This window comes from Pseudomonas sp. EL_65y_Pfl2_R96 (assembly GCF_963970905.1).
GTDB lineage: Bacteria > Pseudomonadota > Gammaproteobacteria > Pseudomonadales > Pseudomonadaceae > Aquipseudomonas.
Genome location: NZ_CAXAQH010000005.1, coordinates 1 through 23415, shown reverse-complemented (window position 1 = coordinate 23415; position 23415 = coordinate 1). Strand labels below are relative to the sequence as shown.

The window sequence follows — 23415 nt, the reverse complement described above, 5'->3', positions numbered from 1 at the left end:
GACCGCAGCTATCAGCAAAAGAGAGAGAGCCTATCGTGACCCTTCGCAAGTATCAGAACCACACGCCGCTGCTGGGCAAAGGCGCCTTTGTCGACGGCTCGGCGGTGGTGATCGGCGACGTTGAAATCGGCGAAGACAGCTCCGTCTGGCCGCTGACAGTGATCCGTGGCGACATGCATCGCATCCGAATCGGTGCGCGCACCAGCGTGCAGGATGGCTGCGTGCTGCACATCACTCACGCCGGTCCGTTCAATCCCGATGGCTTCCCATTGCTGATCGGCGACGATGTGACCATCGCACATAAAGTCATGCTGCATGGTTGTGCCGTGGGCAACCGGATTCTGATCGGCATGGGCAGCATCGTCATGGACGGCGCGGTGGTCGAGGACGATGTGATCATCGGTGCCGGCAGCCTTGTACCCCCGGGCAAGCGCCTGGAAAGCGGTTTTCTCTATGTCGGTAGCCCGGTGAAACAGATCCGACCGCTGACGGACAAGGAAAAAGCCTTTTTCACCTACAGCGCGGCGAACTACGTAAAGCTCAAGGACCTGCATCTGGCCGAAGGCTACGATCAGCTCTAAACCTCTTGATAACGGAAAGTGTCTCGCTATTGCTCAGGAATTTTCATGCATTACCAAACCGTACTGTTCGACCTAGATGGCACGCTGACCGACCCGCGTGAAGGCATCACCCGCTCCATCCAGTTCGCCCTGAGCAAACTGGGCATCGATGAGCCGGACCTGAGCAAGCTTGAGCACTTCATCGGCCCGCCGTTGTTGCAGGCGTTCATGCAGTTTTACGACTTCGACGAGCCCAAGGCCTGGGAAGCGGTGAACTTTTATCGTGAACGCTTCAAAGTCACCGGCCTGTATGAAAACCGCGTATTCGACGGGGTTATGCCGCTGCTCGAAACCCTCGGTAGGCAAGGGCGACAGCTGTACATCGCGACCTCCAAGCCATGGGTTTTCGCCCGGGAAATCGCCCGGCACTTCGACTTTGCCAAGCATTTCAAGGTGATTTACGGCAGCGAACTGGATGGCACGCGAACCAACAAGGTCGAGTTGATTGCGCACTTGATGAGCGAAGAGGATCTGGACCCGGCCAATACCCTGATGATCGGCGACCGTAAACACGATCTGATCGGCGCTCGCAGCAATGGACTGGACGCAGCGGCGGTGGGTTATGGGTTTGGCAGCCGGGAAGAGTTGAGCGCTGAAGCACCGGCGTATCACTTTGAAACGCTGGAGGAGATGCATCAGGCGTTTTTGCAGCGCTGATCAGTGCGCCTTCGCGGGCAAGCCCGCTCCCACAGGGTTATATGTCTGTCCAAAGGACATCGGCATACACCGACCTAATGTGGGGGCTTGCCCGCGAAGAGGCCCGTTCAGTCACCAAAAATTCATGATCCGGCCAACACCTTCAACGCCGCCTTACGCTCCTCAACCGGTAACGCGCCCAGCTTCTCCACCGCTGCATAAAACCGCACCCAATCCCCATCGACCTGCCCGAACAACGCGGCAAATGCCGGCACCCACTGGTCGTACAAACCAAACGGGAGCAGTCGAGCATTGTTCATCGGGGTGTTGATCCAGGCATCGTAGCGTTTGTTCCCAGCCCATTGGCTGTCGCGTAGTGTCCGGTATTCACGGCGCAATTGTTCGAACTCTGCCGCTTTTTGCTCGCGCATTTGTTCGGCAGGCAGCGGCAGGGCGTAAAGCCGTTCCAACCTGGTGCGGGTGTCCAGCACCAACTGGATGAACTGATCGCGTTGCTGCTCCAAAGCTCCATTATCCGGCGGCATGCCTCGGAATGCGCGCCATTGCCGAGTGCCTTCCTGCTCGACGAAGGTGGCGAAGGACTCGTTGAACTCGGTGTCGTCTTTCACATAAAAACGTTGATGGGCGAGTTCGTGGAAAATCAGCGTGGCCAACCGTTCGTCGCCCCAACCCATCATCGAGCTCATGATCGGGTCGTTGAACCAACCGAGCGTCGAATAAGCCTCGACGCCGCCAATCGACACGTCCATACCTTGCAGGCGTTGCAAGGCGGCCTCACCGCGGGCAGCGCTCTGGCTGTAATACCCGCGATAGGCGACGCAGCCAGCGACGGGGAAACAATGGTTCTGCGGCTTCAGCGAAAACTCCGGCGTGGCGAAGACATTCCAGACTACAAACGGTCGGCCGATGTCGGCGTACAAACGGTAGCTCTGGTTGTCCGGCAGGTGCAGGTGTTGGCTGGCGAACGTTCGGGCCTTTTGTGATTGGGCCAGATGCGCACGCAATTGCTGATCGCGGTCAGGATCGGCAATCACTCTGGCAACCGGTTCCCGAGCCCGCAGCAAGTGCAGCTGACCACTGGCCAATTGGCCGTAATAGCTGACGCTCGCGCAGCCATTGAGCAACAAAAGAAAAACACCCGGAAACAAAATGCGTAAAACGCGATCAAGTAACCCAAGGCTTGGACGCGGCCTGATCAAAATAAAAAATCCCTGGAAAGTCTGCCCGCAAGACTATCCCGCCTATTGGAGCTCCGCTATGCGCAAGTTGATGCTGACGGGAGGCCTGCTGATGCTGGCCGGTTGTGCCGGATTGCCCACCCCTGATCCTTCGCAGGCCTGGATCGATCTGGATTCACGGCAGGAAGACACCGCGCTGCAGGCGCTGGAAGTCGATAACAAGGCTTCCATCGACAAGCGCTATTTCGAGGTGCAACCCGGCAGCCATGAGCTGAAGGTTCGCTATTTGTTCGCGGTCCAGCCGACCAACATTGGCCCCGCCGCCGAGCCGTTGTGGCGTGACTGTCAGTTGAATGTGAAATTCAAGGACTTCAACGCCGGGCAGCGGTATCAGCTGCAAGCGGGGAATATCGGTTTTCGGCCGTGGGCAAAGCTCTACGATCAGCAGCGAAAAGTGATTGGGCAGGGCACACCGGCAGGCTGCCAACGTACCTGATCGGCGCTATGCTGAACGATCAGTCCTTGGGATATTCATCATGCGCAGGTTGTTGCTATTGCTTGCTACTGGCGCCTTTGTCGGTTGCGCGGGTCCGTTGCCGGCGGTCGATCCGCAGATGGCCTGGGTCGACTTCGCTACACCGAGCCCTGGCGGTAAATTGCTGATGGCCGATCGGCTGGATAACCAGCGTCTGAGCGACGGGCGTTACTTCCAGGTCACCCCGGGTAGGCATGAACTGAGAGTACGTTTCGATTTTGAAGTGATGGGTGGTGGCTCGGGCTTGATGAATGCTCCGTTGGAGCGGCTGTGCTACTTGACCATCAACTACGACCATTTCGAGGCCGGACAGCGTTATCTGCTGGAAGCGCGTTCTATAGCGTTCACCCCCAGCGCCCGGCTGTACAACGCCAAGCGGGAGATTGTCGCCGAGGATCGACTGGCTAATTGCGTCATGTGAGACGAATCAACGGTCATTTTTTTGGTAGATGATTTTCTTGGTGCCGCCTTCGCATGAGCCTACGACCATGTTCTGATCGTGCACTTCGTCGTTAGTGACGATTTCCAGGGTATAGGACGAGACGTTATTGGCCTGGATCTTGGCTTCGATCTCGGCCTTGAGTTCCTCACAGGATTTTGGTGCCGCGAGGGCTGATGTGGCCAGCGCACAACAGATAACCGCCAAGGCAAAACGTTTCATGGTTGAAGCTCCCTTGAGGCAGCGCGCACAGTGATGCGCTTAAGCTGCTGTCATTTATTCGACCACAGTTTCGCCAACCAGGTTTTGTTTCAGCGCAAAAAAGATCGCAGGCTGCGCCAGCTCCTACAGGCCACTCGATCCCGTAGGCGCTGCCGAAGGTTGCGATCTTTTATCGGTTTAGCTGACCAACGTCGCATCCAGGCTGATTTTCGCATTCAATACTTTGGACACCGGGCAGCCCTCTTTGGCCTTGTTGCTCAGTTCCTCGAGTTGCGCCTGGGTCGCCCCAGGGATTTTCGCCTTGAGGATCAGTTTCACGGCGGTGATTGCAAAGCCGCCGTCCACCTGGTCCAGGGTAACTTCGGCGTTGGTGTCGATGCTGTCGGCCTTGAGGCCGGCCTCACCGAGAATCATTGAAAACGCCATGGAGAAACAGCCCGCGTGAGCCGCGCCGATCAGCTCTTCCGGATTGGTGCCCTTACCTCCCTCGAAACGGGCTTTGAAGCCGTAGGGCGCTTCTCTGAGTACACCGGTTTCCGTGGAAATCGAGCCGATGCCGGTCTTCAGATCACCTTCCCAATGAGCCGATGCTTTCTTTGTGATGGCCATGTCTGCCTCCTCAAGGTCCGGCGCGAACCGTCACGCCTTCGTGGTTTTCGGTTACCAGGGTTCTGAGGATAGACCGTCGGGCAAAGTTCACCTCATCTGATCAGTCTTCTGATTACGCAGGAATTTTGTCTCTCCTATTGAAACTCGGGTATATGCCCTCATTGCAGAGAACACGCTTATAGACTCGGCAGGTTTTCGTTCGTGAAAAAACCTGCTTACCCATTGGAGAAGCAGGTTTATGAAACGATTGTCTGATATCAAGTTTTCGACCCTCGATTTGGTGCCCGTGCGGGAAAACGGCAGCGCGGAGCAGTCCTTGCGCAATTCCCTGGACCTGGCGCAGCACGTCGAAAAATTCGGCTACCACCGCTTCTGGGTTGCTGAACACCACAATATGGACGGGATCGCCAGTTCGGCGACCTCGGTTCTACTGGGTTATCTGGCCGGCGGCACTTCGACCATTCGTGTCGGTTCGGGCGGCGTGATGCTGCCCAACCACGCGCCGTTGGTGATCGCCGAGCAGTTCGGTACCCTTGAAAGTCTGTATCCAGGCCGGATCGACCTGGGCCTGGGCCGCGCGCCCGGCTCCGATCAGATGACTGCCCGCGCCTTGCGTCGTGAGCGCTCCGGCAGTGCCGACGACTTCCCGGAGGACGTGGCCGAACTGATGCGCTACCTCGGCCCACGCACGCCGGATCAGCGGATCATTGCCATGCCGGGTACCGGCACCAACGTCCCGGTCTGGTTGCTGGGTTCGAGCCTGTTCAGTGCGCAGCTGGCCGGTGAGCGCGGTTTGCCCTACGCCTTCGCTTCACATTTCGCACCGCGCTTCATGCATGAGGCGATTCGCGTCTACCGCAACCACTTCAAGCCTTCAGCGGTTTTGGATAAGCCTTACGTGATGCTTGGTGTGCCGCTGGTGGCGGCAGACACCGATGAGCAGGCCGATTACCTGGCCACTTCGGTGTACCAACGGATTCTCGCGTTAATGCGTGGTCAGAGCCTGGTGCAACGCCCGCCCGTGAAGACCATGGACGGGCTGTGGCTGCCCCATGAGAAAGAAGCGGTCGGTGATTTCCTGGGACTGGCCATGGTCGGCAGCCCGCAGAAAATCCGCGCCAAGCTTGAGGTGCTGATCGAGCAGACCCAGGCGGATGAGCTGATTTTTACCTGTGATCTATACGAACATGCTGATCGCGTGCATTCCTATGAGCTGTTGGCGCAGGTCATGAAGGGCTGACGTTCAAGCGGCACCCACAAAAAAGCCGACGCCATTGCGTCGGCTTTTTCATTTTCGAGGGCGGTCAGCCCTGCTTGTAGACGATTTGCTTGGTGCCTTTCTCACAGGAGCCGACGACTTTTCCGTCAGCAGCAGCGCCTTTGTCGATGATCTCCAGTGTGTAATTGGAAACACCCTTGGCATCCAGTTTCGCTGCGATTTCGGCTTTCAGCTCTTCGCACGGCTTGCCCTCGGCAAAGGCTGTTCCCGCAAGGCTCAACAAACCTACCGCCAAAATAAACTTCTTCATGGGTTGCACTCCCTGGTCGGATCAATAGGGTGAGCGCATCCAGCTATCCGCCGGATTCGCTCACCACTTAGCGCTTTGCCATTCCCTATGGCATTCGGCCAGCGCGCAAGTTCAGAAGACTAGCTCAAACTCAGCTACTGGCAATCCGGAACCCGACTTTGAGCGTCACCTGGAAGTGCGCAGCTTTGCCGTCCTTGATGTGCCCACGGGTTTCGGTCACTTCAAACCATTCCATGTACTTTAGGCTTTTGTTGGCTTCGGCCAGGGCATTGTTGATGGCGTCTTCAATGCTGGTGGTGGATGAGCCAACCAACTCGACTTTCTTGTAGGTGTGATGGTCAGTCATGGCGTTCTCCTAAGGGTGTGAAATACAGCCTAGCAGTGATTTTTCTTATTTCTTCTGTCGACCAATTCGAGGTGGAGGTTCAGATTTACTGCACTTTCTCGAACGCCTGAAGTCCCAACCAACACACGCCACTCATCAACAATGCAGGAGAGCCACCATGGCCAACACCTCGTTACGCAAAGCCTCATTGCAAAGCATGGAAGCCGAGATCGAGAGTCTGCTGAAATCGTTGGAAAGCCTGAAGGACGACGCCTCGGACGAGTCGCGTAAAACCCTTAAAACGCTGAAAATCAACGCTGAGAATGCGCTGAAACATTCGCGTCATCTGCTCTCCGATGCCTATGAAGAGGTCAAGGTCAAAACCCGTGAAACCGGGATCGCGACTCGCGACTACGCTCAGGAACACCCTTGGACTACAGCCGGTGTCGCAGTCGGTGCGCTGGGTCTTCTGGCGGCCTATCTGCTGTGCAAGCGCGGTAATTAAGGTGCCTGGCGCAGTTCGTTTTTAAGCCACTGCGCCAGTTGCCGAGCGCGCCCGTCCGCGGCGCGCTTGGGTAGCCATAACGCCAGTTGCGCCGGGGTTTCACAGAAACCCCATGGCGCAACCAGGCGACCGGCCTTCAAATCCTCGGCCACCAGTGGCTCGGGCGCGATGGCCACACCCAGCCCGGCCACTGCCGCCTCCAGCAAATAATACAAATGCTCGAAACCCTGACCGTACTTCAGCGCCTTGGCGTCGAGGCCGCTTTGCTGTGCCCAACTCGGCCAGGCTTGAGGGCGTGAAGTGGTGTGCAGCAAGGGTTCGGTCAACAGTGCGCTTGCCGGTGCGTTCTGCAGCCTTTCGTAACCGACGAATCGTGGGCTCATGACCGGGCCGATGCGTTCGCTGGCCAATTCGTAGACTTGCATGTCTGCTGGCCATGGCGGCTCGGCAAACACCAGCAAGGCATCCAGGCCGGGCCGCCGTGGATCGAGATCGCCTTCGCCAGCCGACAGGTGCAAGCGCAGATCCGGCAAATCCGCATTGAGTCGCCCCAAACGCGGAATGAACCAGCGCGCCAGCAGGCTGCCCGAGCAGCCGAGCACGAACGGCGCATCGGCGGTGCTCTGGGTCAATTCGGCGCAAACGCTACGCAAGCGCTCGAAGGCTTCGCCGCTGACATCACGCAAACGAACGCCGGCATCTGTGAGTTTCAGGCCGCGTCCATCCTTGATGAACAGACTCACGCCCAGATGCTCCTCCAGCACCTTGAGTTGCCGGCTGACCGCCCCATGAGTGACGTGCAGCTGTTCAGCAGCCTGACTGACGCTGTTTAGGCGGGCAGTGGCTTCGAAGGCCCGAAGGGCGTTCAGCGGAGGAAGGTCATGGCTCATGGAATCTGTGAGTTTTCCTGACAGGTTGCGGCGATCTTATCGGTTTTCAGCGTGGGACGTCAGGGGTAGAGTGAACCCCATCGTCACCTCTCGAATACAACTGGAGCGACCCATGACCCAGACTAATCTGCGCAACGGCCCCGACGCCAACGGCCTGTTCGGCGCGTTCGGTGGCCGCTACGTCGCCGAAACCCTGATGCCGTTGATCCTCGATCTGGCCCGCGAATACGAAGCGGCCAAGGAAGATCCGGCATTCAAAGAAGAATTGGCCTACTTCCAGCGTGATTACGTCGGACGTCCAAGTCCACTGTATTTCGCCGAGCGTCTGACAGAGTTCTGCGGTGGCGCGAAGATTTATCTCAAGCGTGAAGAGTTGAACCACACTGGCGCGCACAAGATCAACAACTGCATCGGTCAGATTCTGCTGGCGCGGCGCATGGGCAAGAAACGCATCATTGCCGAGACCGGCGCCGGTATGCACGGCGTGGCGACCGCCACCGTGGCGGCGCGATTCGGCCTGGAGTGCGTGATCTACATGGGCACCACCGACATCGAACGTCAGCAGGCCAACGTGTTTCGCATGAAGTTGTTGGGCGCCGAAGTGATCCCGGTGGTTGCTGGCACCGGCACCCTCAAAGACGCGATGAACGAAGCCTTGCGTGACTGGGTGACCAACGTCGATAGCACCTTCTACCTGATCGGCACGGTGGCCGGCCCGCACCCGTATCCCGCCATGGTTCGCGACTTCCAGGCTGTGATCGGCAAGGAAACCCGCGAGCAGTTGCAAGCCCAGGAAGGGCGTCTACCCGACAGCCTGGTGGCGTGCATCGGCGGGGGTTCCAATGCCATGGGCCTGTTCCATCCGTTCCTCGATGACAAGAGCGTCGAGATCATCGGCGTCGAAGCCGCCGGTTATGGCATCGAAACCGGCAAGCACGCGGCCAGCCTGAACGGCGGCGTACCGGGCGTGCTGCACGGCAACCGTACGTTCCTGTTGCAGGATGACGACGGCCAGATCATCGACGCCCACTCGATTTCCGCCGGTCTCGACTATCCGGGCATCGGCCCGGAACACGCCTGGTTGCACGACATCGGCCGCGTCCAGTACACCTCGGTGACCGACGACGAAGCCCTCGACGCGTTCCACAAATGCTGTCGCCTGGAAGGGATTATTCCTGCACTGGAAAGCGCCCATGCCCTGGCCGAAGTGTTCAAACGCGCACCGACACTGCCGAAAGATCACCTGATGGTGGTCAACCTGTCCGGCCGTGGCGACAAAGATATGCAGACCGTGATGCACCATATGGAACACTCTCAACAAGAGCAATCCCAGCAGGAGAAACACTGATGAGCCGCCTGCAAACGCGTTTTGCCGAACTCAAGGAACAGAACCGCGCCGCCCTGGTGACCTTTGTGACCGCCGGCGACCCGAGTTACGACACGTCTCTGGCGATTCTCAAAGGCTTGCCGGGAGCGGGTGCCGACGTGATCGAGTTGGGCATGCCCTTCACCGATCCGATGGCCGATGGCCCGGCGATTCAACTGGCCAACATTCGTGCCTTGGGCGCCAAACAGAACCTGGCGAAAACCCTGCAAATGGTTCGCGAGTTCCGTGAAGGCAACAGTCAGACTCCGCTGGTGCTGATGGGCTACTTCAACCCGATTCACATGTACGGCGTGCCGCGTTTCATCGCTGAAGCCAAAGAGGCCGGTGTCGATGGTCTGATCGTGGTCGACATGCCGCCGGAGCATAACGCTGAGTTGTGCGACCCGGCGCAGGCTGCGGGCCTGGACTTCATCCGTCTGACCACACCGACCACCGACGACGTGCGTCTGCCGACCGTATTGAATGGCAGTTCCGGTTTTGTTTACTACGTGTCGGTGGCGGGTGTGACCGGTGCGGGTGCGGCGACACTTGAACATGTCGAAGAAGCTGTTACTCGTCTGCGTCGTCATACTGATCTGCCGATCAGCATCGGCTTCGGCATTCGTACACCGGAACAGGCAGCGTCCATCGCACGTCTGGCCGATGGTGTGGTGGTGGGGTCGGCGCTGATCGATCACATCGCCAGTGCCTCGACGCCGGACGCGGCCGTGGAGGGCGTACTCAGCCTGTGTGCGGCCTTGTCCGACGGCGTGCGTAAAGCGCGGGTCAGCTAAAGGTAAAGTTCCTGATACAGAGGAATTAGCGCCTCGCGGCACAGACTAAACAGCAAGACCTAGGGCTTCAGGACTACGTTCTGAAGCCCTTTTTGCTGCATGTGCCGTGAGGAAAGACCTGATGAAAATGCCGAAACGTCTGATTGCCGGCCTGGGCGTGCTGATGCTCGGTGCGACCCCGTTGCTGCACGCCAGCGCCGATCAGCGTGACGATCACGACCGCGGCGACCCGCAGCAGGGTCATTACGATAACCGCAGTGACAATCGTGGCGACGAGCACCGTGGCCCGCAGGACAATCGTCGCGGCGGTCCGCCACGGGATTTCGGCCCGGTGCGTCAGACCATTCACGACAATCGTGGTTATTTTGTACGCGGTGCGCCGCCACCTCCAGGCATTCATCTGGTCCGTGGCCGGCCGTTGCCTCACGGGTATTACGGCGAGCGCCTGGATAACCGCGTGTTGGGCCGACTGCCGCATTACCCGGGTTACGAGTGGCGTCGTGCGGGCGGCGATATTGTGCTGATCGCCGTAGGCACCGGGATTGTTTATGAGATTCTGGATGGTGTTTTGTATTGACCCACAGCTAAGCAATCAGGCGACCACTGTGGCGAGGGAGCCTGCTCCCGCTGGGGCGCGAAGCGGCCCCAAAATCGACCAGGCACCCTATCGCGTCGGCTTCGCCGTCGAACGGGAGCAAGCTCCCTCGCCACAGAGGATTTTGCTCTCTCGGGGTCTTATGTCTCAGGGCAGTTCCAACCCACCCGCAGCCTTGTGCAACTTCCTCAGATGTTCGCCAACCTGCTTCAGGTTGGCTTCGTTGGCGGCCATCTCGGCGGCACGGCTCGGATCGAGCAGTGCTCGCACTTCCTTGTCGAGGTCCCCGGTCAGCGCTTGCAGCTGTTTCTGGCGCAGGCTGCTCTCCGACTCCAGGCGCGTCCACTCGTTCGGCTGCGGCAAACCATAACCACCGGTGCCAAGCAATTCGGCCGGACGGCTGAGGAAGCCGCTATTGGCGAGAATCTGCTGCAAGGTCGCGTTGGCCTTATCCATACCGCCGTTGCTCAATTCTCGAGCGCCCAGGTACCGCTGTTTCACTTCGTCCTGGGCCAGCACCAGCTGCTGACGGAAACTGGCCTGCTCCAGCAGCAGCAATGCCGCGCTGGTGCGCAAGTCTGCCTGGTCAATCCATTTGCGGCGTTCTTCAGCTTTCAATGACAGCCAGTCTTCGACCTTTTCCTGCTTGATCGGCAAATGCTTTTTCAGCACTTCGAACATCGCTTGATAACGCTCGCGGAAAGAATCGAAGCGATAGCCCAGGCGTAACGCTTCGCGAGGATCATCCAGTACGCTGGTGTCCGCCAGTCCGCGGCCCTTGAGCACTTCCAGCAAACCGTTGGGCATGATGCTGTCCAGGCCGACCAGTTGCGCATTGTTGGTGCTGCTGCGCAGTAACTTCAGGCCTTCTACCGCGCAGTTGTTGGACAGGAAAAAATAGTTGCCGTCATAACTCCAGTGCATCTCCGCGGCGTGCTCCACCACGTCTTCGATCTCGCTTCGCGACAGGTTCAGCGGCACCGAGGCCAGGCTGCGCAGTTCAGTCTTGGTGTATTCGTCGATCACCTGAGCCAGGGGCAAGACAAACAGACGCGAAGGGTATTTACCCACCAGCCCATCCCAGCTCGATAGCTGTACGTCACCGACGAAGGCGCGGTAGGACAGCACCAAATGCTGATCCAGATCCAGTCGACAATCCGGCCCGCGCGGCCGACCCGGTGCGCAGATCACCAGTCGCAGCATGCTGTGGCCCCAGCGGCTGACCCAGTTCTGGTTGGCTTCGGCCAGCAGATAGTCGACAGCGTAAACCCGCTCCGGATCGACCTGGCCCAGGGGCTGCTTGGCGAAGTCGTTACCCGCATTGAGGAAGGCGAATGATTGGGCGCATTTATCTTTGGCGGCAGGTGCCCAACCGAAATGTTCTTTGTAGTAGCGGTACAGCGCAGGGCGACGGCAGGCATAGCTTGGGTCGAGGAGGAAGTACTCCATGTTGACCGCGACGAACTCCTTCGGGTTGCTCGTCTCGTAGATGTCCGGGCTGCGGGCAATCTGCCGGTTGTGCTGTTCACGTTCGCCGCGTCGGCCGACGTATTGCGGCCAGCCGGCGAGATCGAGCAGGCGAGGGTCGTCGCTGAGGGTCCAGCGTCGTGCGGTCTGCCCGCGGCATTGATCCGGGATGCCGATCAGCCCGGAGCTGCTGTTGCGTTGCGTGCAGCGCTGGATGAGCGTGCGCTCGGCGTCTGGCCACAGGCGCGCACGGTCATAGATGTGGGTGAGTTCGTGCAACACCGTGGCGAGCATCTCCCGGCGCACGGTGCCGTGGGGACGATACGTCTTTTTGGTCGCAGCGCTGCCGTCGGTGAGACTGGCGAGCAGGTTGCGATTCAGGTCGAGCTCGGACACAAGCGACGCCTGGCCGTAGGCATCGCTCGGCATGTCGTCGGTCCAGCCGACGTCGATACGCCGGTCCAGTTGCTCGATGAAACGCGGCGGCAACGCCTGCATGGCTTCATCGAGCAGCGCCTGACTGGCCTGCTGTTGCGCAGGGCTCAGACCGTCGGTCTTGAGTCGTAATTGCAGGCCGGCCTGAGCCGTGTTGCCAAGCAGCAACACGACCCCGGCCAGCAGCCAGGTGCCTAGCGACCTCACAGTGCGAGGATGGCTTCGGCGAGAACCTGATCACTGGCGTCGCGGGCTTCCGGTACGCGGGTGCGCAAGGTGTCGAAGGCCGCTTCCAGGTGTGCGCCACGGATTTCACCGTCGCTGGCGACGAAGCTGGCCGCATCGTCGTGGGCTTCACGGACGATCTTCGAATCACGGATGGACGTGGTGGTATCGGAAGTGAAATCAAGCGTGCGCTGGGTGGCACGAATGATGATGTTACTGGTGGCAACCAAGGTGTGCGCCTGGGTCACATCGGCCAATAACAGCAAGCCAAGGGTGGCAGCAATCAGCGGGCTACGCATGGAATGACTCCGGAGGAACTGGGGATAACTATTGGACGAGAATTGCCTGCGCCAGTTCAAGGTCACTGGCATGAAGTTTTGGCTGGGTCCGGCGCAGATAGATCAAGGCCGATTCCAGTTGTGCTCCTCGCAGTTGGCCGTCACTGGCGATGAACGCCGCAGCGTCATCCCGGGCGGCGATCAGCAGTTTATGGTCGAAGGGGGCGGAGGTCACCATGCTGGTGGCGTAACCACTGGCTACGGTGCCTTGTGTAGACAGGTTGAAAGCGTCGAAAGCATGGGCCGAACCTGACCAGCAGGCCGCAAGAAAAACCGGAGTGATCAACAGATTTGAAAGAAAACGCATGAGGCTCGATAGCTGAAAGCGAGTCCCAAGGCTAGCGCAATGCCCGGGCTAGAGCCAGCGCCGAAACATTGGGACACCTGTGGGAGCGGGCTTGCTCGCGAAAGCGGTGTGTCAGGCGACATCAATGTTGGATGTACTGAGGCCTTCTCGAGCAAGCCCGCTCCCACATGGAATGCGTTCAACTGACCAGCATTAGGGCGCCCGCTTTAGAGCTGTCGCCTAGATCGTCAGGATGGCCTGGGCCAATTGTGCGTCGGTCGCATTCAGTTGAGGAGCCTGTTGGCGGATATGGTCGAGTGCACTTTCCAGCTTCACGCCACGGATGGCACCTTCACTGGCAACGAAGCTGGCGGCGTCGTCACGGGCAGCACGGACAATTTTGTCGTCGCGAAAGGAAGAGGAGACATCCGAAGTCGCGTCGGAGGAAGCCTTCAGTCCACCAACAATGGAATCGGTGGTCACGATAAAGCTGGTGGCGTGGGCATTGGCAGCCATGGCAAGCAGGGCGGCAGCGCTGAGCAGGCGAAGACGGGACATGGGGGATAACTCCTTTGGATGAACCGATTGAGAGGTGGCGCAGGATCAGACGCCTGTCGTCTTAAAGCGTTCGCCACGTTCTGTCTAAATATTAGGCCTGAGCACATCGGTTAGAACAGTCCCGTCTGTGAATGGCAAAGCCTGGCCCCAGAGCGGTTTATCCAATTCATTGAGCCGGTCGGCGTGGCTGATGCCCAGTTCCGAGAGCTGTTGATCGTTGAGTTGGCCCAGCAAACGCCGGGTTCGAGCTCTTTCCAGGCTGTCAGCGAGCGCTCTCAATAAGCGTCGAAGCCTGCCCAGGCGGGGCTTGGTTTGAGGTGTGACGACGGAAATATTTAGCAAGCTATTCATGGGGGGTAGTCCGTGTTGCCAGCTATTTGGGATTCAATGGTGACCCCGTGACGTCTGCGGACACAGACACACCTTGATGAAATTGTACTGGTTAAATTCTTATAATTCATAAACTGTACCTGTTGGTGGCTTTCTCTTCTGCACGAGCCAATAAGAAGCCCCAAAACGACAAAACCCGTCGTAGTTTCCCACGACGGGTTTTGTTTGTTCAATTCGGGTTGCTGGCGGTGGACCCGGTGGGTCAGAGCCAGCGACGCTAACTTAGCGCCAGAACGGCTTGCTCAGCTCTTCGTAGCGTTGTGCTTCGCTAATCCCGGCGTCAGCCAGCAGACGCGAATCCAGACGAGCCAGTTGGTGGCGGCTGGTGATGCGGCGCTGCCACAGCATCAGGTTGGCGATAACGCGCAAAGGCAGGGAAGCCTGGGTTTTTGCAGCAGTGTCTTCGAAGAACAGTTCGGAACTGAGTGTACGTTCCATGGTTGACATCCTTCCGCTTGTGGCGGGATTAGGTAGTGGTTTGACTGGTGCCCATGATCCTCTCGTTTGGCCAGTCTCTGTAGATACAGTTCACCTGTATTGTGAGGGGCCAGTTAACTGTTAAATGGCAGTGTACTGGTCGAAATTGAGGCAACTGTACCTATGAGCACTAACATGGTGCGTTTTTGGTCGTTCGACCAGAAAGTGTAGGCGATTACGGTAGGAAAAGACCGATACAGCAGTACAGTTTTTGACAAAATTGGACGTTGCCACAGCGAACTGACGAAACTGTGTTTGCGTCAGCCGCTATCTGTATCAATTACACCGCCAGCATGCGCCCGGTTTCTTCCAGATTTATGTGCCAACTCAGGGCATCGCGCAGGATGTGTGGGGTGTGCCCGCCGACGGCACAAGCGGCGGTGAAGTAATCATTCAAGGCTGGGCGATAGTCCGGGTGAACACAGTTGTCGATGATGACACGGGCGCGCTCTCGCGGCGCCAGGCCGCGCAGGTCGGCCAAGCCTGTCTCGGTCACGAGAATGTCGACGTCATGTTCTGTGTGGTCGACATGGCTGACCATGGGGACCACGCTGGAAATCGCACCGCCCTTGGCGATCGACTTGGTGACAAAGATCGCCAGGTGCGCATTGCGTGCGAAGTCGCCTGAGCCGCCGATACCGTTCATCATCCGCGTTCCGCAGACGTGGGTGGAGTTGACGTTGCCGTACAGGTCGAATTCCAGCGCAGTGTTGATGCCGATGATGCCCAGGCGCCGCACTACTTCGGGGTGATTGGAGATTTCCTGGGGGCGCAGCACCAGCTTGTCCTTATAGTGCTCCAGATTTCCGAATACATCGGCATTGCGCCGGCTCGACAGGGTGATCGAACTGCCCGAAGCAAAGCTCAACTTGCCGGCGTCGATCAGGTCGAAGGTCGAATCCTGCAGCACTTCGGAGTACATGGTCAGGTCTTCGAAGGGGGAGTCGATCAAGCCGCACATCACCGCGTTGGCAATACTGCCGATACCGGCTTGCAGCGGGCCGAGTTTGTTGGTCATGCGACCGGCAGCCACTTCTTGCTTGAAGAAGTCGATCAGGTGGTCAGCGATGGCCTGGGTGTCGCTGTCTGGCGGCAACACCGTGGATGGCGAGTCGGACTGATGGGTGATCACGATAGCGACGATCTTTTCCGGCGGTATCGCAATGGCGGTGCTTCCAATGCGATCGTCGACCTTCACCAGTGGAATAGGCGTGCGGGTCGGCCGGTAGGTGGGGATATAGATGTCGTGAAGGCCTTCAAGATTCTGGTTGTGCGCCAGATTGATCTCGACGATCACATGCTTGGCGAAAATCGCGAAGCTGGCCGAGTTGCCCACCGAGGTGGTCGGCACGATATGGCCCTGCTCGGTGATCGCCACGGCTTCGATCACCGCGATGTCCGGCAGCTTGAGTTGCTGGTTACGCAGTTGCTCTACGGTTTCCGACAGGTGCTGGTCGATGAACATGACCTCGCCGGCATTGATCGCCTTGCGCAGGGTGCTGTCCACCTGGAACGGCATGCGTCGCGACAGTACGCCGGCTTCAGTCAGCTGTTTGTCGAGGTCGTTACCCAGACTGGCGCCGGTCATCAGGCTGATTTTCAGCGGCGTGACCTTGGCGCGTTCGGCCAGTGCATGAGGCACGGCCTTGGCTTCGCCGGCTCGGGTAAAGCCGCTCATGCCGACGGTCATGCCGTCCTGAATCAGAGCGGCAGCGTCGGCGGCGCTCATCACCTTGTCCAACAATGAAGGCAAGCGAATACGGTCACGGTACATGATTGTTATCTCGGGCAACGGAAGCAGAGTGCGCAGTCTAGTGAATTTGATCGCTGCCCGACCCGCGACCAAGGTCGCATTCGAGGTGTCTATTCCGGTGCTTTCAGGTAAAACACCTTTACAGGATCTGTAACGTCCACAAACAAAAACGCCCCGACGAGTCGGGGCGTTCAGGTTGCCGAAGGGCTTTACTCGACGGCTTTAACCATGTCTTCGATGACTTTCTTGGCGTCGCCGAAAACCATCATGGTCTTGTCCAGATAGAACAGCTCGTTGTCCAGACCAGCATAGCCGCTGGCCATCGAGCGCTTGTTGACGATGATGGTCTTGGCTTTGAATGCTTCGAGAATCGGCATGCCGGCGATCGGCGATTTCGGATCGTTCTTGGCCGCCGGGTTCACCACGTCGTTGGCGCCGAGCACCAGCACCACATCGGCCTGACCGAACTCGGAGTTGATGTCTTCCATCTCGAACACCTGGTCGTAAGGCACTTCGGCCTCGGCCAGCAACACGTTCATGTGGCCAGGCATGCGGCCGGCAACCGGGTGGATTGCGTACTTAACGGTCACGCCACGGTGGGTCAGCTTCTCGGTCAGCTCTTTTAACGCGTGCTGCGCGCGCGCTACCGCCAGGCCATAGCCTGGAACGATGATCACAGTATCGGCGTTGGTCAGCAGGAAGGTGGCGTCATCAGCCGAGCCGGATTTCACCGGGCGGGCTTCTTTCGAGCCTGCCGGGCCAGCGGCATCTGCTGTGTTGCCGAAACCGCCGAGCAACACATTGAAGAACGAACGGTTCATCGCCTTGCACATGATGTACGAGAGGATCGCACCAGACGAACCTACCAGCGAGCCGGCAATGATCAGCATAGAGTTGTTCAGCGAGAAGCCGATACCCGCTGCGGCCCAGCCGGAGTAGCTGTTGAGCATCGACACCACGACGGGCATGTCGGCGCCGCCGATCGGGATGATGATCAGCACACCCATCACGAAGGCCAGGGCCAGCATCAGAGCAAATGCGCTGAAGTTGCCGGTCAGCATGAAGGTGACGCCCAGAGCCAGAGTGGCCAGGCCCAGCAGCAGGTTCAGTTTGTGCTGACCGCTGAACTGTACCGGTGCGCCCTGAAACAGACGGAACTTGTACTTGCCCGACAGCTTGCCGAACGCGATCACCGAACCGGAGAAGGTGATTGCACCGATGGCCGCGCCGAGGAACAGCTCCAGACGGTTACCCGCCGGAATCGAATCCCCCAGCTGTTTAACGATGCCCAGGGACTGCGGCTCGACCACGGCTGCAATGGCGATGAATACCGCCGCCAGACCGATCATGCTGTGCATGAAGGCGACCAGTTCCGGCATTTTGGTCATTTCAACACGCTTGGCCATGATCGAGCCGGCGGTACCGCCGACCAACAGGCCGACGATGACGTAGCCGATGCCGGCAGTAGCGAGCTCTGCCCCTAGCTTATAAATGAGGCCGACCGTGGTGAGGATCGCCAGGGCCATGCCGAGCATGCCGTAGACATTGCCGCGCCGCGACGTGGTTGGGTGCGACAGGCCTTTGAGGGCCTGGATGAAGCAGATCGACGCGATCAGGTAGAGCGTCGTTACCAGATTCATGCTCATTACTTGGGCGCCTCTTCTTTTACGGCTTTCGGGGCTTTTTTCTTGAACATCTCAAGCATGCGACGCGTTACCAGAAAACCACCGAACACGTTCACGGCCGCCAGAGCCACCGCCAGGGTGCCCATGGTCTTGCCCAGTGGCGTCACGGTCAAAGCCGCCGCCAGCATGGCGCCGACGATCACGATCGCCGAAATGGCGTTGGTCACCGCCATCAACGGCGTGTGCAGTGCAGGTGTAACGTTCCAGACCACGTGATAACCGACATAAATCGCCAGCACGAAGATGATCAGGTTGTAGATACCGGGGGAGATAAGCTCTTCCATCGTCTGAATCCCTGCTTAGGCGTTTTTGCGGATGACTTGGCCGTCGCGGCACATCAGGCACGCGGCGACGATGTCGTCTTCGAGGTTCACTTCGAACTGACCTTCTTTGTTGAAGACCAGCTTCAGGAAGTCCAGCAGGTTGCGCGCGTACAGCGCTGACGCGTCTGCCGCGACCGCGCCGGCCAGGTTGGTCGGGCCGACAATGGTCACGCCATTCTCGATCACTACCTGGTCCGCTACGGTCAGCGGGCAGTTGCCGCCCTGGGCTGCCGCGAGGTCGATGACCACGGAGCCTGGCTTCATCTGCGCCACGGTTTCGGCGCTCAACAGTGTCGGCGCCTTGCGGCCCGGGATCAGTGCGGTGGTGATGACAATGTCAGCCTGCTTGGCGCGTTCGTGCACGGCCAAGGCCTGGCGCTGCATCCAGCTGGCCGGCATTGGGCGCGCGTAACCGCCGACACCGACGGCGCATTCGCGCTCTTCATCGGTTTCGTACGGCACATCGACGAATTTCGCACCCAGAGATTCGATCTGTTCCTTCACGGCAGGACGCACGTCGGACGCTTCGATCACGGCACCCAGGCGTTTCGCCGTGGCAATCGCCTGCAAACCGGCTACGCCAGCGCCAAGAATCAGCACGCGCGCTGCTTTCACGGTACCCGCCGCCGTCATCAGCATTGGCATGAAGCGTGGATAGTAGTGAGCGGCCAGCAACACGGCCTTATAGCCGGCGATGTTCGCCTGGGAGGACAACACATCCAGGCTCTGAGCACGGGAGGTGCGCGGCGCGGCCTCCAGTGCGAAAGCGGTAATGCCGCACTCAGCCAGCTTGGCAATGGTTTCATTGCTGAACGGATTGAGCATGCCCACCACAACGGTGCCGCTTTTTATCAGCGTCAGTTCGCTGTCGCTGGGGGCGACCACCTTGAGAATCAGCTCTGCGCCAAATGCATCATTGGCACTGCCAATGGTCGCGCCTGCCGCTTCATAAGCACTGTCGACAACGCTGGCGTTAATACCGGCGCCGCTTTGCACAGTGACTTTATGACCCTGGCCGATCAGCTTCTTGATGGTTTCCGGGGTTGCAGCAACCCGTGTTTCACCCGTCTGGGTTTCGAGAGGAACACCAATGTGCACGTCAAATCTCCTGCGTGATCTTATTGAGTAAACCCAGGCACTTCGGATGGTGCGTCTGGGGCGGCCGATCAGCACGATCCCGCCAAATCAGGGCGGGGCGCGGCATTTTGCAGGCGAACTTTGTGCCCTTCAAGGGATTATGACGGGTGACGGAAAATTAACTACAAGTCACCCCGTGACCGAATGTCGCACTGTCCGGTTAAATCCATTGCAGGCCGTGGCCTGTAAGGATTTTGGCCGAAATTCAAGAATTTACACATCGGCGCGGTGAATGAATCGCCATTGCTTACCAATAGAGGCTCAAGGCCACGTATTCAGTAGCTTGTGGGACGTTTGTGCTGTTTGTCGGTACAGTCTGTCAACATGCGACAAATACGTACATCTGTAGTGCTTTTGTTTTGCTGACTACGGGGTCAATTAATGGGTGCAGCCTTTATCCTTCCAGGTTGTAGCTTTGTGCCTGGCTCACCAGCCAATCGCGAAATGCCTTTAAAGAGGCTGATTCGACCTTTCGTTCGGGAATCATCAGGTAATAAGCCTTGATGCTCGATAAAGCTTGGGGATTGGCAATCACCAGGCGCCTCTCCGCCAATTCGCGCTGAATCAGGAACGGCGGAATCAAAGCGATCCCCATGTCATGCGTCGCCGCTTGGGCAAGCATGGAGAATAGCTCGTAACGCGGCCCTGTCATGTCTCGCGGGATATTCAGGTTTTGGGCGTTGAACCACTGACGCCAGGCATAAGGGCGTGTGGTTTGTTGCAGCAGGGGCAGTTCGGCGATTTCACTGGGGCTCAGGTTCGCTTTTTTGCCCAGTAACGTGGGGCTGCACACTGGCATCGGATTTTCGCCCATTAGCCTGTGGGATTCGGTGCCCGGCCAGTCGGCGTCGCCGAAATAGATCGCGGCATCGAAGTCGGTGTCGGCAAAAAGGAAGGGGCGCGTGCGGTTGGTGAGATTGACCGTCACTTCCGGGTGCTTGTGCTGAAAGTCTTTGAGTCGTGGCAGCAGCCATTGCGTGCCGAAGGTTGGAACCACCGCCAGCTCGATCACGTTGGCGCCTTGCTGGCCCATCACTGACAAGGTGTCCCGTTCAACCGCATCGAGTTGGGTGGCTACTCGGCGGCTGTAGGAAAGCCCCGCCTCTGTCAGCTTCACTCCGCGCCGCGAGCGTCGGAACAGTTCGACGTTGAGGAACTCCTCGAGGCTGGCGATCTGTCGGCAAATCGCTCCCTGAGTGAGAGAAAGCTCCTGGGCAGCCTTGGTAAAGCTCTCGTGGCGCGCTGCCGCTTCAAAGCTGATCAAGGCCGTTGTGCTGGGAATCTTCCTGCGCATGTACGTCAACCTCACTAATGCATCGCATAAAGGCTATTTGGCGATGTTTCGAAGTGAGAAATTAGCACAGCAGTATGCAAAATCCTCGTTTGTCGTGGCGCCGAACCCGGCCTAGGATCAACCCACGTTATTTGACCCGATTCGAGAGGACTCACTCATGGGCGGTAAAGCTAGCTTCAACTGGATCGATCCCCTGCTGCTGGATCAACAGCTCACTGAAGAAGAACGCATGATTCGCGACACCGCTCAGCAATTCGCTCAGCAGAAGCTCGCGCCGCGCGTTCTCGAAGCTTTCCGTCATGAGAAGACCGACCCGGCGATCTTCCGCGAGATGGGTGAAGTGGGTCTGTTGGGTGCGACCATTCCTGAGCAATACGGTGGCAGCGGCCTTAACTACGTCAGCTACGGTCTGATTGCCCGTGAGGTCGAGCGTGTCGACTCCGGCTATCGCTCGATGATGAGCGTGCAGTCCTCGCTGGTCATGGTGCCGATCAACGAATTCGGTACCGAAGCACAGAAGCAGAAATACCTGCCGAAGCTAGCCTCGGGTGAATGGATCGGTTGCTTCGGTCTGACCGAGCCTGACCACGGTTCCGACCCGGGCGCGATGATTACTCGTGCGCGCAAAGTTGAAGGCGGCTACAGCCTCACCGGCAGCAAGATGTGGATCACCAACAGCCCGATCGCCGATGTGTTCGTGGTCTGGGCCAAGGACGATGCGGGCGACATTCGTGGCTTTGTGCTGGAGAAGGGCTGGAAAGGCCTGAGCGCTCCGGCGATTCACGGCAAAGTTGGCCTGCGTGCATCCATCACCGGCGAGATCGTCATGGACAGCGTGTTTGTCCCTGAAGAGAACATCTTTCCGGATGTCCGGGGTTTGAAAGGTCCTTTTACCTGCCTTAACTCGGCGCGTTATGGCATCTCCTGGGGTGCACTGGGCGCTGCCGAGTTCTGCTGGCACACCGCTCGCCAATACACTCTGGATCGTCAGCAGTTTGGTCGTCCATTGGCCGCCACTCAGTTGATCCAGAAGAAACTGGCCGACATGCAGACCGAAATCACTCTGGCGCTGCAAGGTTGCCTGCGTCTGGGTCGTATGAAAGATGAGGGTACTGCTGCGGTCGAGATCACTTCGATGATGAAGCGCAACTCCTGTGGCAAGTCCCTCGACATTGCCCGCATGGCGCGCGACATGCTGGGTGGCAACGGTATCTCCGATGAGTTCGGTGTGGCTCGCCACTTGGTCAACCTGGAAGTGGTGAATACCTATGAAGGTACGCATGACGTCCACGCGCTGATCCTCGGTCGCGCGCAGACCGGCATCCAGGCGTTCTATTAATAGGAGAACGGCCATGGGCGCGCTTTCGCATCTACGGGTACTGGATTTATCGCGGGTTCTTGCCGGGCCTTGGGCCGGGCAGATCCTGGCGGACCTTGGCGCTGAAGTCATCAAGGTTGAGCGCCCGGGTAATGGTGATGACACGCGCGCCTGGGGACCTCCGTTCCTTAAAGACGCCTATGGCGAGAACACCAGTGAGGCGGCCTATTACTTGTCCGCCAACCGCAACAAGCAATCGGTGACCATCGACTTCACGCAGCCAGAGGGGCAACAGTTGGTGCGTGAGTTGGCGGCGAAGTCGGACATCCTCATCGAGAACTTCAAGGTTGGTGGTCTTGCAGCTTATGGGTTGGACTACGAGTCGCTCAGGGTGGCCAATCCGAAGCTGATCTATTGCTCGATCACCGGGTTCGGTCAGACCGGTCCGTATGCCAAGCGTGCGGGTTATGACTTCATGATCCAGGGCTTGGGCGGCCTGATGAGTTTGACTGGTCGCCCCGAAGGAGATGAGGGCGCTGGTCCGGTGAAAGTCGGGGTGGCGTTGACAGACATTTTGACCGGGCTCTATTCGGCGGTAGCGATCCTGGCTGCGCTGGCTCACCGGGATCATGGCGGTGGCGGTCAGCATGTTGATATGGCATTGCTGGATGTTCAGGTGGCTTGTCTGGCCAACCAGGCGATGAACTACCTGACTACAGGCAATGCGCCCAAGCGCTTGGGCAACGCTCATCCGAATATCGTGCCTTATCAGGACTTTCCTACGGCGGATGGCGACTTCATCCTCACGGTGGGTAATGACGGGCAGTTCCGCAAGTTTGCGGAAGTGGCTGGTCAGCCGCAGTGGGCGGATGATCCGCGTTTTGCGACCAACAAGTTGCGGGTGGCAAATCGAGGGGTGCTGATTCCGCTGATCCGTCAGGCGACAGTGTTCAAGACCACTGCCGAATGGGTGGCGCAGCTGGAGCAGGCGGGCGTGCCGTGTGGGCCGATTAATGATCTGGCTCAGGTGTTTGCCGATCCTCAGGTTCAGGCGCGTGGGTTGGCTATTGAGCTGCCTCATGCGTTGGCCGGGATGGTGCCGCAGGTTGCGAGCCCGATACGCCTGTCCGAGACGCCGGTGGAATACCGTAGCGCGCCTCCTTTATTAGGCGAGCACACGCTGGAGGTTCTGCAGCGGGTGTTGGGTCTGGATGTCGGCGTCGTTGCTGCGCTAAAGGAGGCGGGAGTGCTTTGAGGAGCCTTTCTATATAGAGGGGCGTAGCTTTGCTCTCCTATAAGGTGCTTTTCGCAAGTCATTGATAGAAAAATCAAATTAACGGTTGACGGCAGATTCTGGACGTCTATAATTCGCCCCACTTCCGGCGCAGTCGAAACGGAAAACTCCTTGGTAAACAATGAGTTACGCAGTTTTCGGCAGCGGTTACGCTTCAGTTCATCGAGGCCA

At 58.5% G+C, this 23415-nt stretch carries 27 protein-coding genes and 1 pseudogene; 11 read left to right on the top strand and 17 right to left on the bottom strand.

The window, feature by feature from the left end; all coding sequences use genetic code 11:
• The first annotated feature begins 35 nt into the window (after window positions 1-35).
• Window positions 36-581 (top strand): gamma carbonic anhydrase family protein, encoded by a 546-nt coding sequence (locus tag AACY49_RS07515; RefSeq protein ID WP_007902790.1) that lies wholly within the window; start codon window positions 36-38, stop codon window positions 579-581.
• A gap of 45 nt (window positions 582-626) precedes the next feature.
• On the top strand, window positions 627-1277 hold the full coding sequence (locus AACY49_RS07510; RefSeq protein ID WP_339522744.1) for an HAD family hydrolase: 651 nt from the start codon (window positions 627-629) through the stop codon (window positions 1275-1277).
• A 122-nt stretch (window positions 1278-1399) separates the two neighbouring features.
• Here the strand turns inward: AACY49_RS07510 and AACY49_RS07505 are convergent, their stop codons facing one another.
• A complete protein-coding gene (locus AACY49_RS07505; protein WP_339522742.1) occupies window positions 1400-2476 on the bottom strand; it encodes an aminopeptidase in 1077 nt (358 codons plus the stop codon).
• A 58-nt stretch (window positions 2477-2534) separates the two neighbouring features.
• Between AACY49_RS07505 and AACY49_RS07500 the strand changes: the two genes are divergently transcribed.
• Window positions 2535-2951 carry a PA0061/PA0062 family lipoprotein gene (locus AACY49_RS07500; protein ID WP_339522740.1) on the top strand — a complete coding sequence of 139 codons (417 nt, stop codon included), beginning with the start codon at window positions 2535-2537 and terminating at the stop codon, window positions 2949-2951.
• Between the two features lie 40 nt (window positions 2952-2991).
• Entirely contained in the window at window positions 2992-3411 is a 420-nt protein-coding gene (locus AACY49_RS07495; protein ID WP_339522738.1) for a PA0061/PA0062 family lipoprotein, read from the top strand.
• Window positions 3412-3417: 6 nt separating this feature from the next.
• Here the strand turns inward: AACY49_RS07495 and AACY49_RS07490 are convergent, their stop codons facing one another.
• Both AACY49_RS07490 and AACY49_RS07485 read right to left on the bottom strand, forming a co-directional pair.
• Window positions 3418-3651 (bottom strand): DUF1161 domain-containing protein, encoded by a 234-nt coding sequence (locus AACY49_RS07490; protein ID WP_258698414.1) that lies wholly within the window; start codon window positions 3649-3651, stop codon window positions 3418-3420.
• Between the two features lie 177 nt (window positions 3652-3828).
• On the bottom strand, window positions 3829-4260 hold the full coding sequence (locus AACY49_RS07485; protein ID WP_339522736.1) for an OsmC family protein: 432 nt from the start codon (window positions 4258-4260) through the stop codon (window positions 3829-3831).
• A gap of 238 nt (window positions 4261-4498) precedes the next feature.
• Between AACY49_RS07485 and AACY49_RS07480 the strand changes: the two genes are divergently transcribed.
• Window positions 4499-5500 (top strand): LLM class flavin-dependent oxidoreductase, encoded by a 1002-nt coding sequence (locus AACY49_RS07480; RefSeq protein ID WP_339522734.1) that lies wholly within the window; start codon window positions 4499-4501, stop codon window positions 5498-5500.
• Between the two features lie 64 nt (window positions 5501-5564).
• Here AACY49_RS07480 and AACY49_RS07475 read toward each other — a convergent pair whose 3' ends face one another.
• Together AACY49_RS07475 and AACY49_RS07470 are read right to left on the bottom strand one after the other, a co-directional pair.
• Window positions 5565-5789, bottom strand: a complete 225-nt coding sequence (locus AACY49_RS07475) for a DUF1161 domain-containing protein (RefSeq protein ID WP_258698416.1) — start codon at window positions 5787-5789, stop codon at window positions 5565-5567.
• 130 nt (window positions 5790-5919) lie between these two features.
• On the bottom strand, window positions 5920-6135 hold the full coding sequence (locus tag AACY49_RS07470; protein ID WP_007902773.1) for a dodecin: 216 nt from the start codon (window positions 6133-6135) through the stop codon (window positions 5920-5922).
• Between the two features lie 157 nt (window positions 6136-6292).
• Between AACY49_RS07470 and AACY49_RS07465 the strand changes: the two genes are divergently transcribed.
• Complete coding sequence (locus AACY49_RS07465; RefSeq protein ID WP_007902771.1) at window positions 6293-6619, top strand: DUF883 family protein; 327 nt, start codon at window positions 6293-6295, stop codon at window positions 6617-6619.
• Here the strand turns inward: AACY49_RS07465 and AACY49_RS07460 are convergent.
• Window positions 6616-7509 carry a LysR family transcriptional regulator gene (locus tag AACY49_RS07460; RefSeq protein WP_258698417.1) on the bottom strand — a complete coding sequence of 298 codons (894 nt, stop codon included), beginning with the start codon at window positions 7507-7509 and terminating at the stop codon, window positions 6616-6618. The two genes, AACY49_RS07465 and AACY49_RS07460, sit on opposite strands and share 4 nt — an antisense overlap.
• Window positions 7510-7621: 112 nt before the next feature.
• Between AACY49_RS07460 and trpB the strand changes: the two genes are divergently transcribed.
• From trpB to AACY49_RS07445, 3 genes are all read left to right on the top strand, one after another.
• Window positions 7622-8857, top strand: coding sequence for a tryptophan synthase subunit beta (trpB, locus tag AACY49_RS07455; RefSeq protein ID WP_258698418.1), 1236 nt, complete (start codon window positions 7622-7624; stop codon window positions 8855-8857).
• The gene (trpA, locus tag AACY49_RS07450) at window positions 8857-9669 is read left to right on the top strand and encodes a tryptophan synthase subunit alpha (RefSeq protein WP_339522729.1); all 813 of its coding nucleotides are present in this window, start codon (window positions 8857-8859) and stop codon (window positions 9667-9669) included. The genes trpB and trpA overlap by 1 nt, the downstream gene beginning before the upstream one ends.
• A gap of 121 nt (window positions 9670-9790) precedes the next feature.
• Window positions 9791-10246: an anti-virulence regulator CigR family protein gene (locus AACY49_RS07445; protein WP_339522727.1), complete on the top strand. Its 456-nt coding sequence runs from the start codon at window positions 9791-9793 to the stop codon at window positions 10244-10246.
• A 165-nt stretch (window positions 10247-10411) separates the two neighbouring features.
• Here the strand turns inward: AACY49_RS07445 and AACY49_RS07440 are convergent, their stop codons facing one another.
• From AACY49_RS07440 to AACY49_RS07390, 11 genes and pseudogenes are all read right to left on the bottom strand, one after another.
• Window positions 10412-12373: a DUF4105 domain-containing protein gene (locus AACY49_RS07440; RefSeq protein ID WP_258698421.1), complete on the bottom strand. Its 1962-nt coding sequence runs from the start codon at window positions 12371-12373 to the stop codon at window positions 10412-10414.
• Window positions 12370-12690, bottom strand: coding sequence for a DUF2388 domain-containing protein (locus AACY49_RS07435; protein ID WP_258698422.1), 321 nt, complete (start codon window positions 12688-12690; stop codon window positions 12370-12372). Before AACY49_RS07435 ends, AACY49_RS07440 begins: the two co-directional genes overlap by 4 nt.
• A 28-nt stretch (window positions 12691-12718) precedes the next feature.
• Complete coding sequence (locus AACY49_RS07430) at window positions 12719-13036, bottom strand: DUF2388 domain-containing protein (RefSeq protein WP_258698423.1); 318 nt, start codon at window positions 13034-13036, stop codon at window positions 12719-12721.
• A gap of 219 nt (window positions 13037-13255) precedes the next feature.
• Window positions 13256-13573, bottom strand: coding sequence for a DUF2388 domain-containing protein (locus AACY49_RS07425; RefSeq protein ID WP_105342757.1), 318 nt, complete (start codon window positions 13571-13573; stop codon window positions 13256-13258).
• A 147-nt stretch (window positions 13574-13720) separates the two neighbouring features.
• A pseudogene (locus AACY49_RS07420) lies at window positions 13721-13924 on the bottom strand (DUF1127 domain-containing protein); the annotation flags it as partial.
• A gap of 261 nt (window positions 13925-14185) precedes the next feature.
• Window positions 14186-14401 (bottom strand): DUF1127 domain-containing protein, encoded by a 216-nt coding sequence (locus AACY49_RS07415; protein ID WP_008018491.1) that lies wholly within the window; start codon window positions 14399-14401, stop codon window positions 14186-14188.
• A 319-nt stretch (window positions 14402-14720) separates the two neighbouring features.
• Window positions 14721-16214 (bottom strand): acetyl-CoA hydrolase/transferase family protein, encoded by a 1494-nt coding sequence (locus tag AACY49_RS07410; protein WP_258698424.1) that lies wholly within the window; start codon window positions 16212-16214, stop codon window positions 14721-14723.
• A gap of 188 nt (window positions 16215-16402) precedes the next feature.
• A complete protein-coding gene (locus AACY49_RS07405) occupies window positions 16403-17839 on the bottom strand; it encodes an NAD(P)(+) transhydrogenase (Re/Si-specific) subunit beta (protein WP_320392872.1) in 1437 nt (478 codons plus the stop codon).
• Window positions 17839-18162, bottom strand: a complete 324-nt coding sequence (locus AACY49_RS07400; RefSeq protein WP_003187010.1) for an NAD(P) transhydrogenase subunit alpha — start codon at window positions 18160-18162, stop codon at window positions 17839-17841. Before AACY49_RS07400 ends, AACY49_RS07405 begins: the two co-directional genes overlap by 1 nt.
• Before the next feature lie 15 nt (window positions 18163-18177).
• On the bottom strand, window positions 18178-19299 hold the full coding sequence (locus AACY49_RS07395; protein WP_258698426.1) for a Re/Si-specific NAD(P)(+) transhydrogenase subunit alpha: 1122 nt from the start codon (window positions 19297-19299) through the stop codon (window positions 18178-18180).
• 433 nt (window positions 19300-19732) lie between these two features.
• Window positions 19733-20632: a LysR family transcriptional regulator gene (locus AACY49_RS07390; protein WP_339522711.1), complete on the bottom strand. Its 900-nt coding sequence runs from the start codon at window positions 20630-20632 to the stop codon at window positions 19733-19735.
• 157 nt (window positions 20633-20789) lie between these two features.
• Between AACY49_RS07390 and AACY49_RS07385 the strand changes: the two genes are divergently transcribed.
• Together AACY49_RS07385 and AACY49_RS07380 are read left to right on the top strand one after the other, a co-directional pair.
• Window positions 20790-21971 (top strand): acyl-CoA dehydrogenase, encoded by a 1182-nt coding sequence (locus AACY49_RS07385; protein ID WP_258698428.1) that lies wholly within the window; start codon window positions 20790-20792, stop codon window positions 21969-21971.
• Window positions 21972-21984: 13 nt separating this feature from the next.
• Window positions 21985-23205, top strand: a complete 1221-nt coding sequence (locus AACY49_RS07380; protein WP_339522708.1) for a CaiB/BaiF CoA transferase family protein — start codon at window positions 21985-21987, stop codon at window positions 23203-23205.
• Window positions 23206-23415 lie beyond the last annotated feature (210 nt).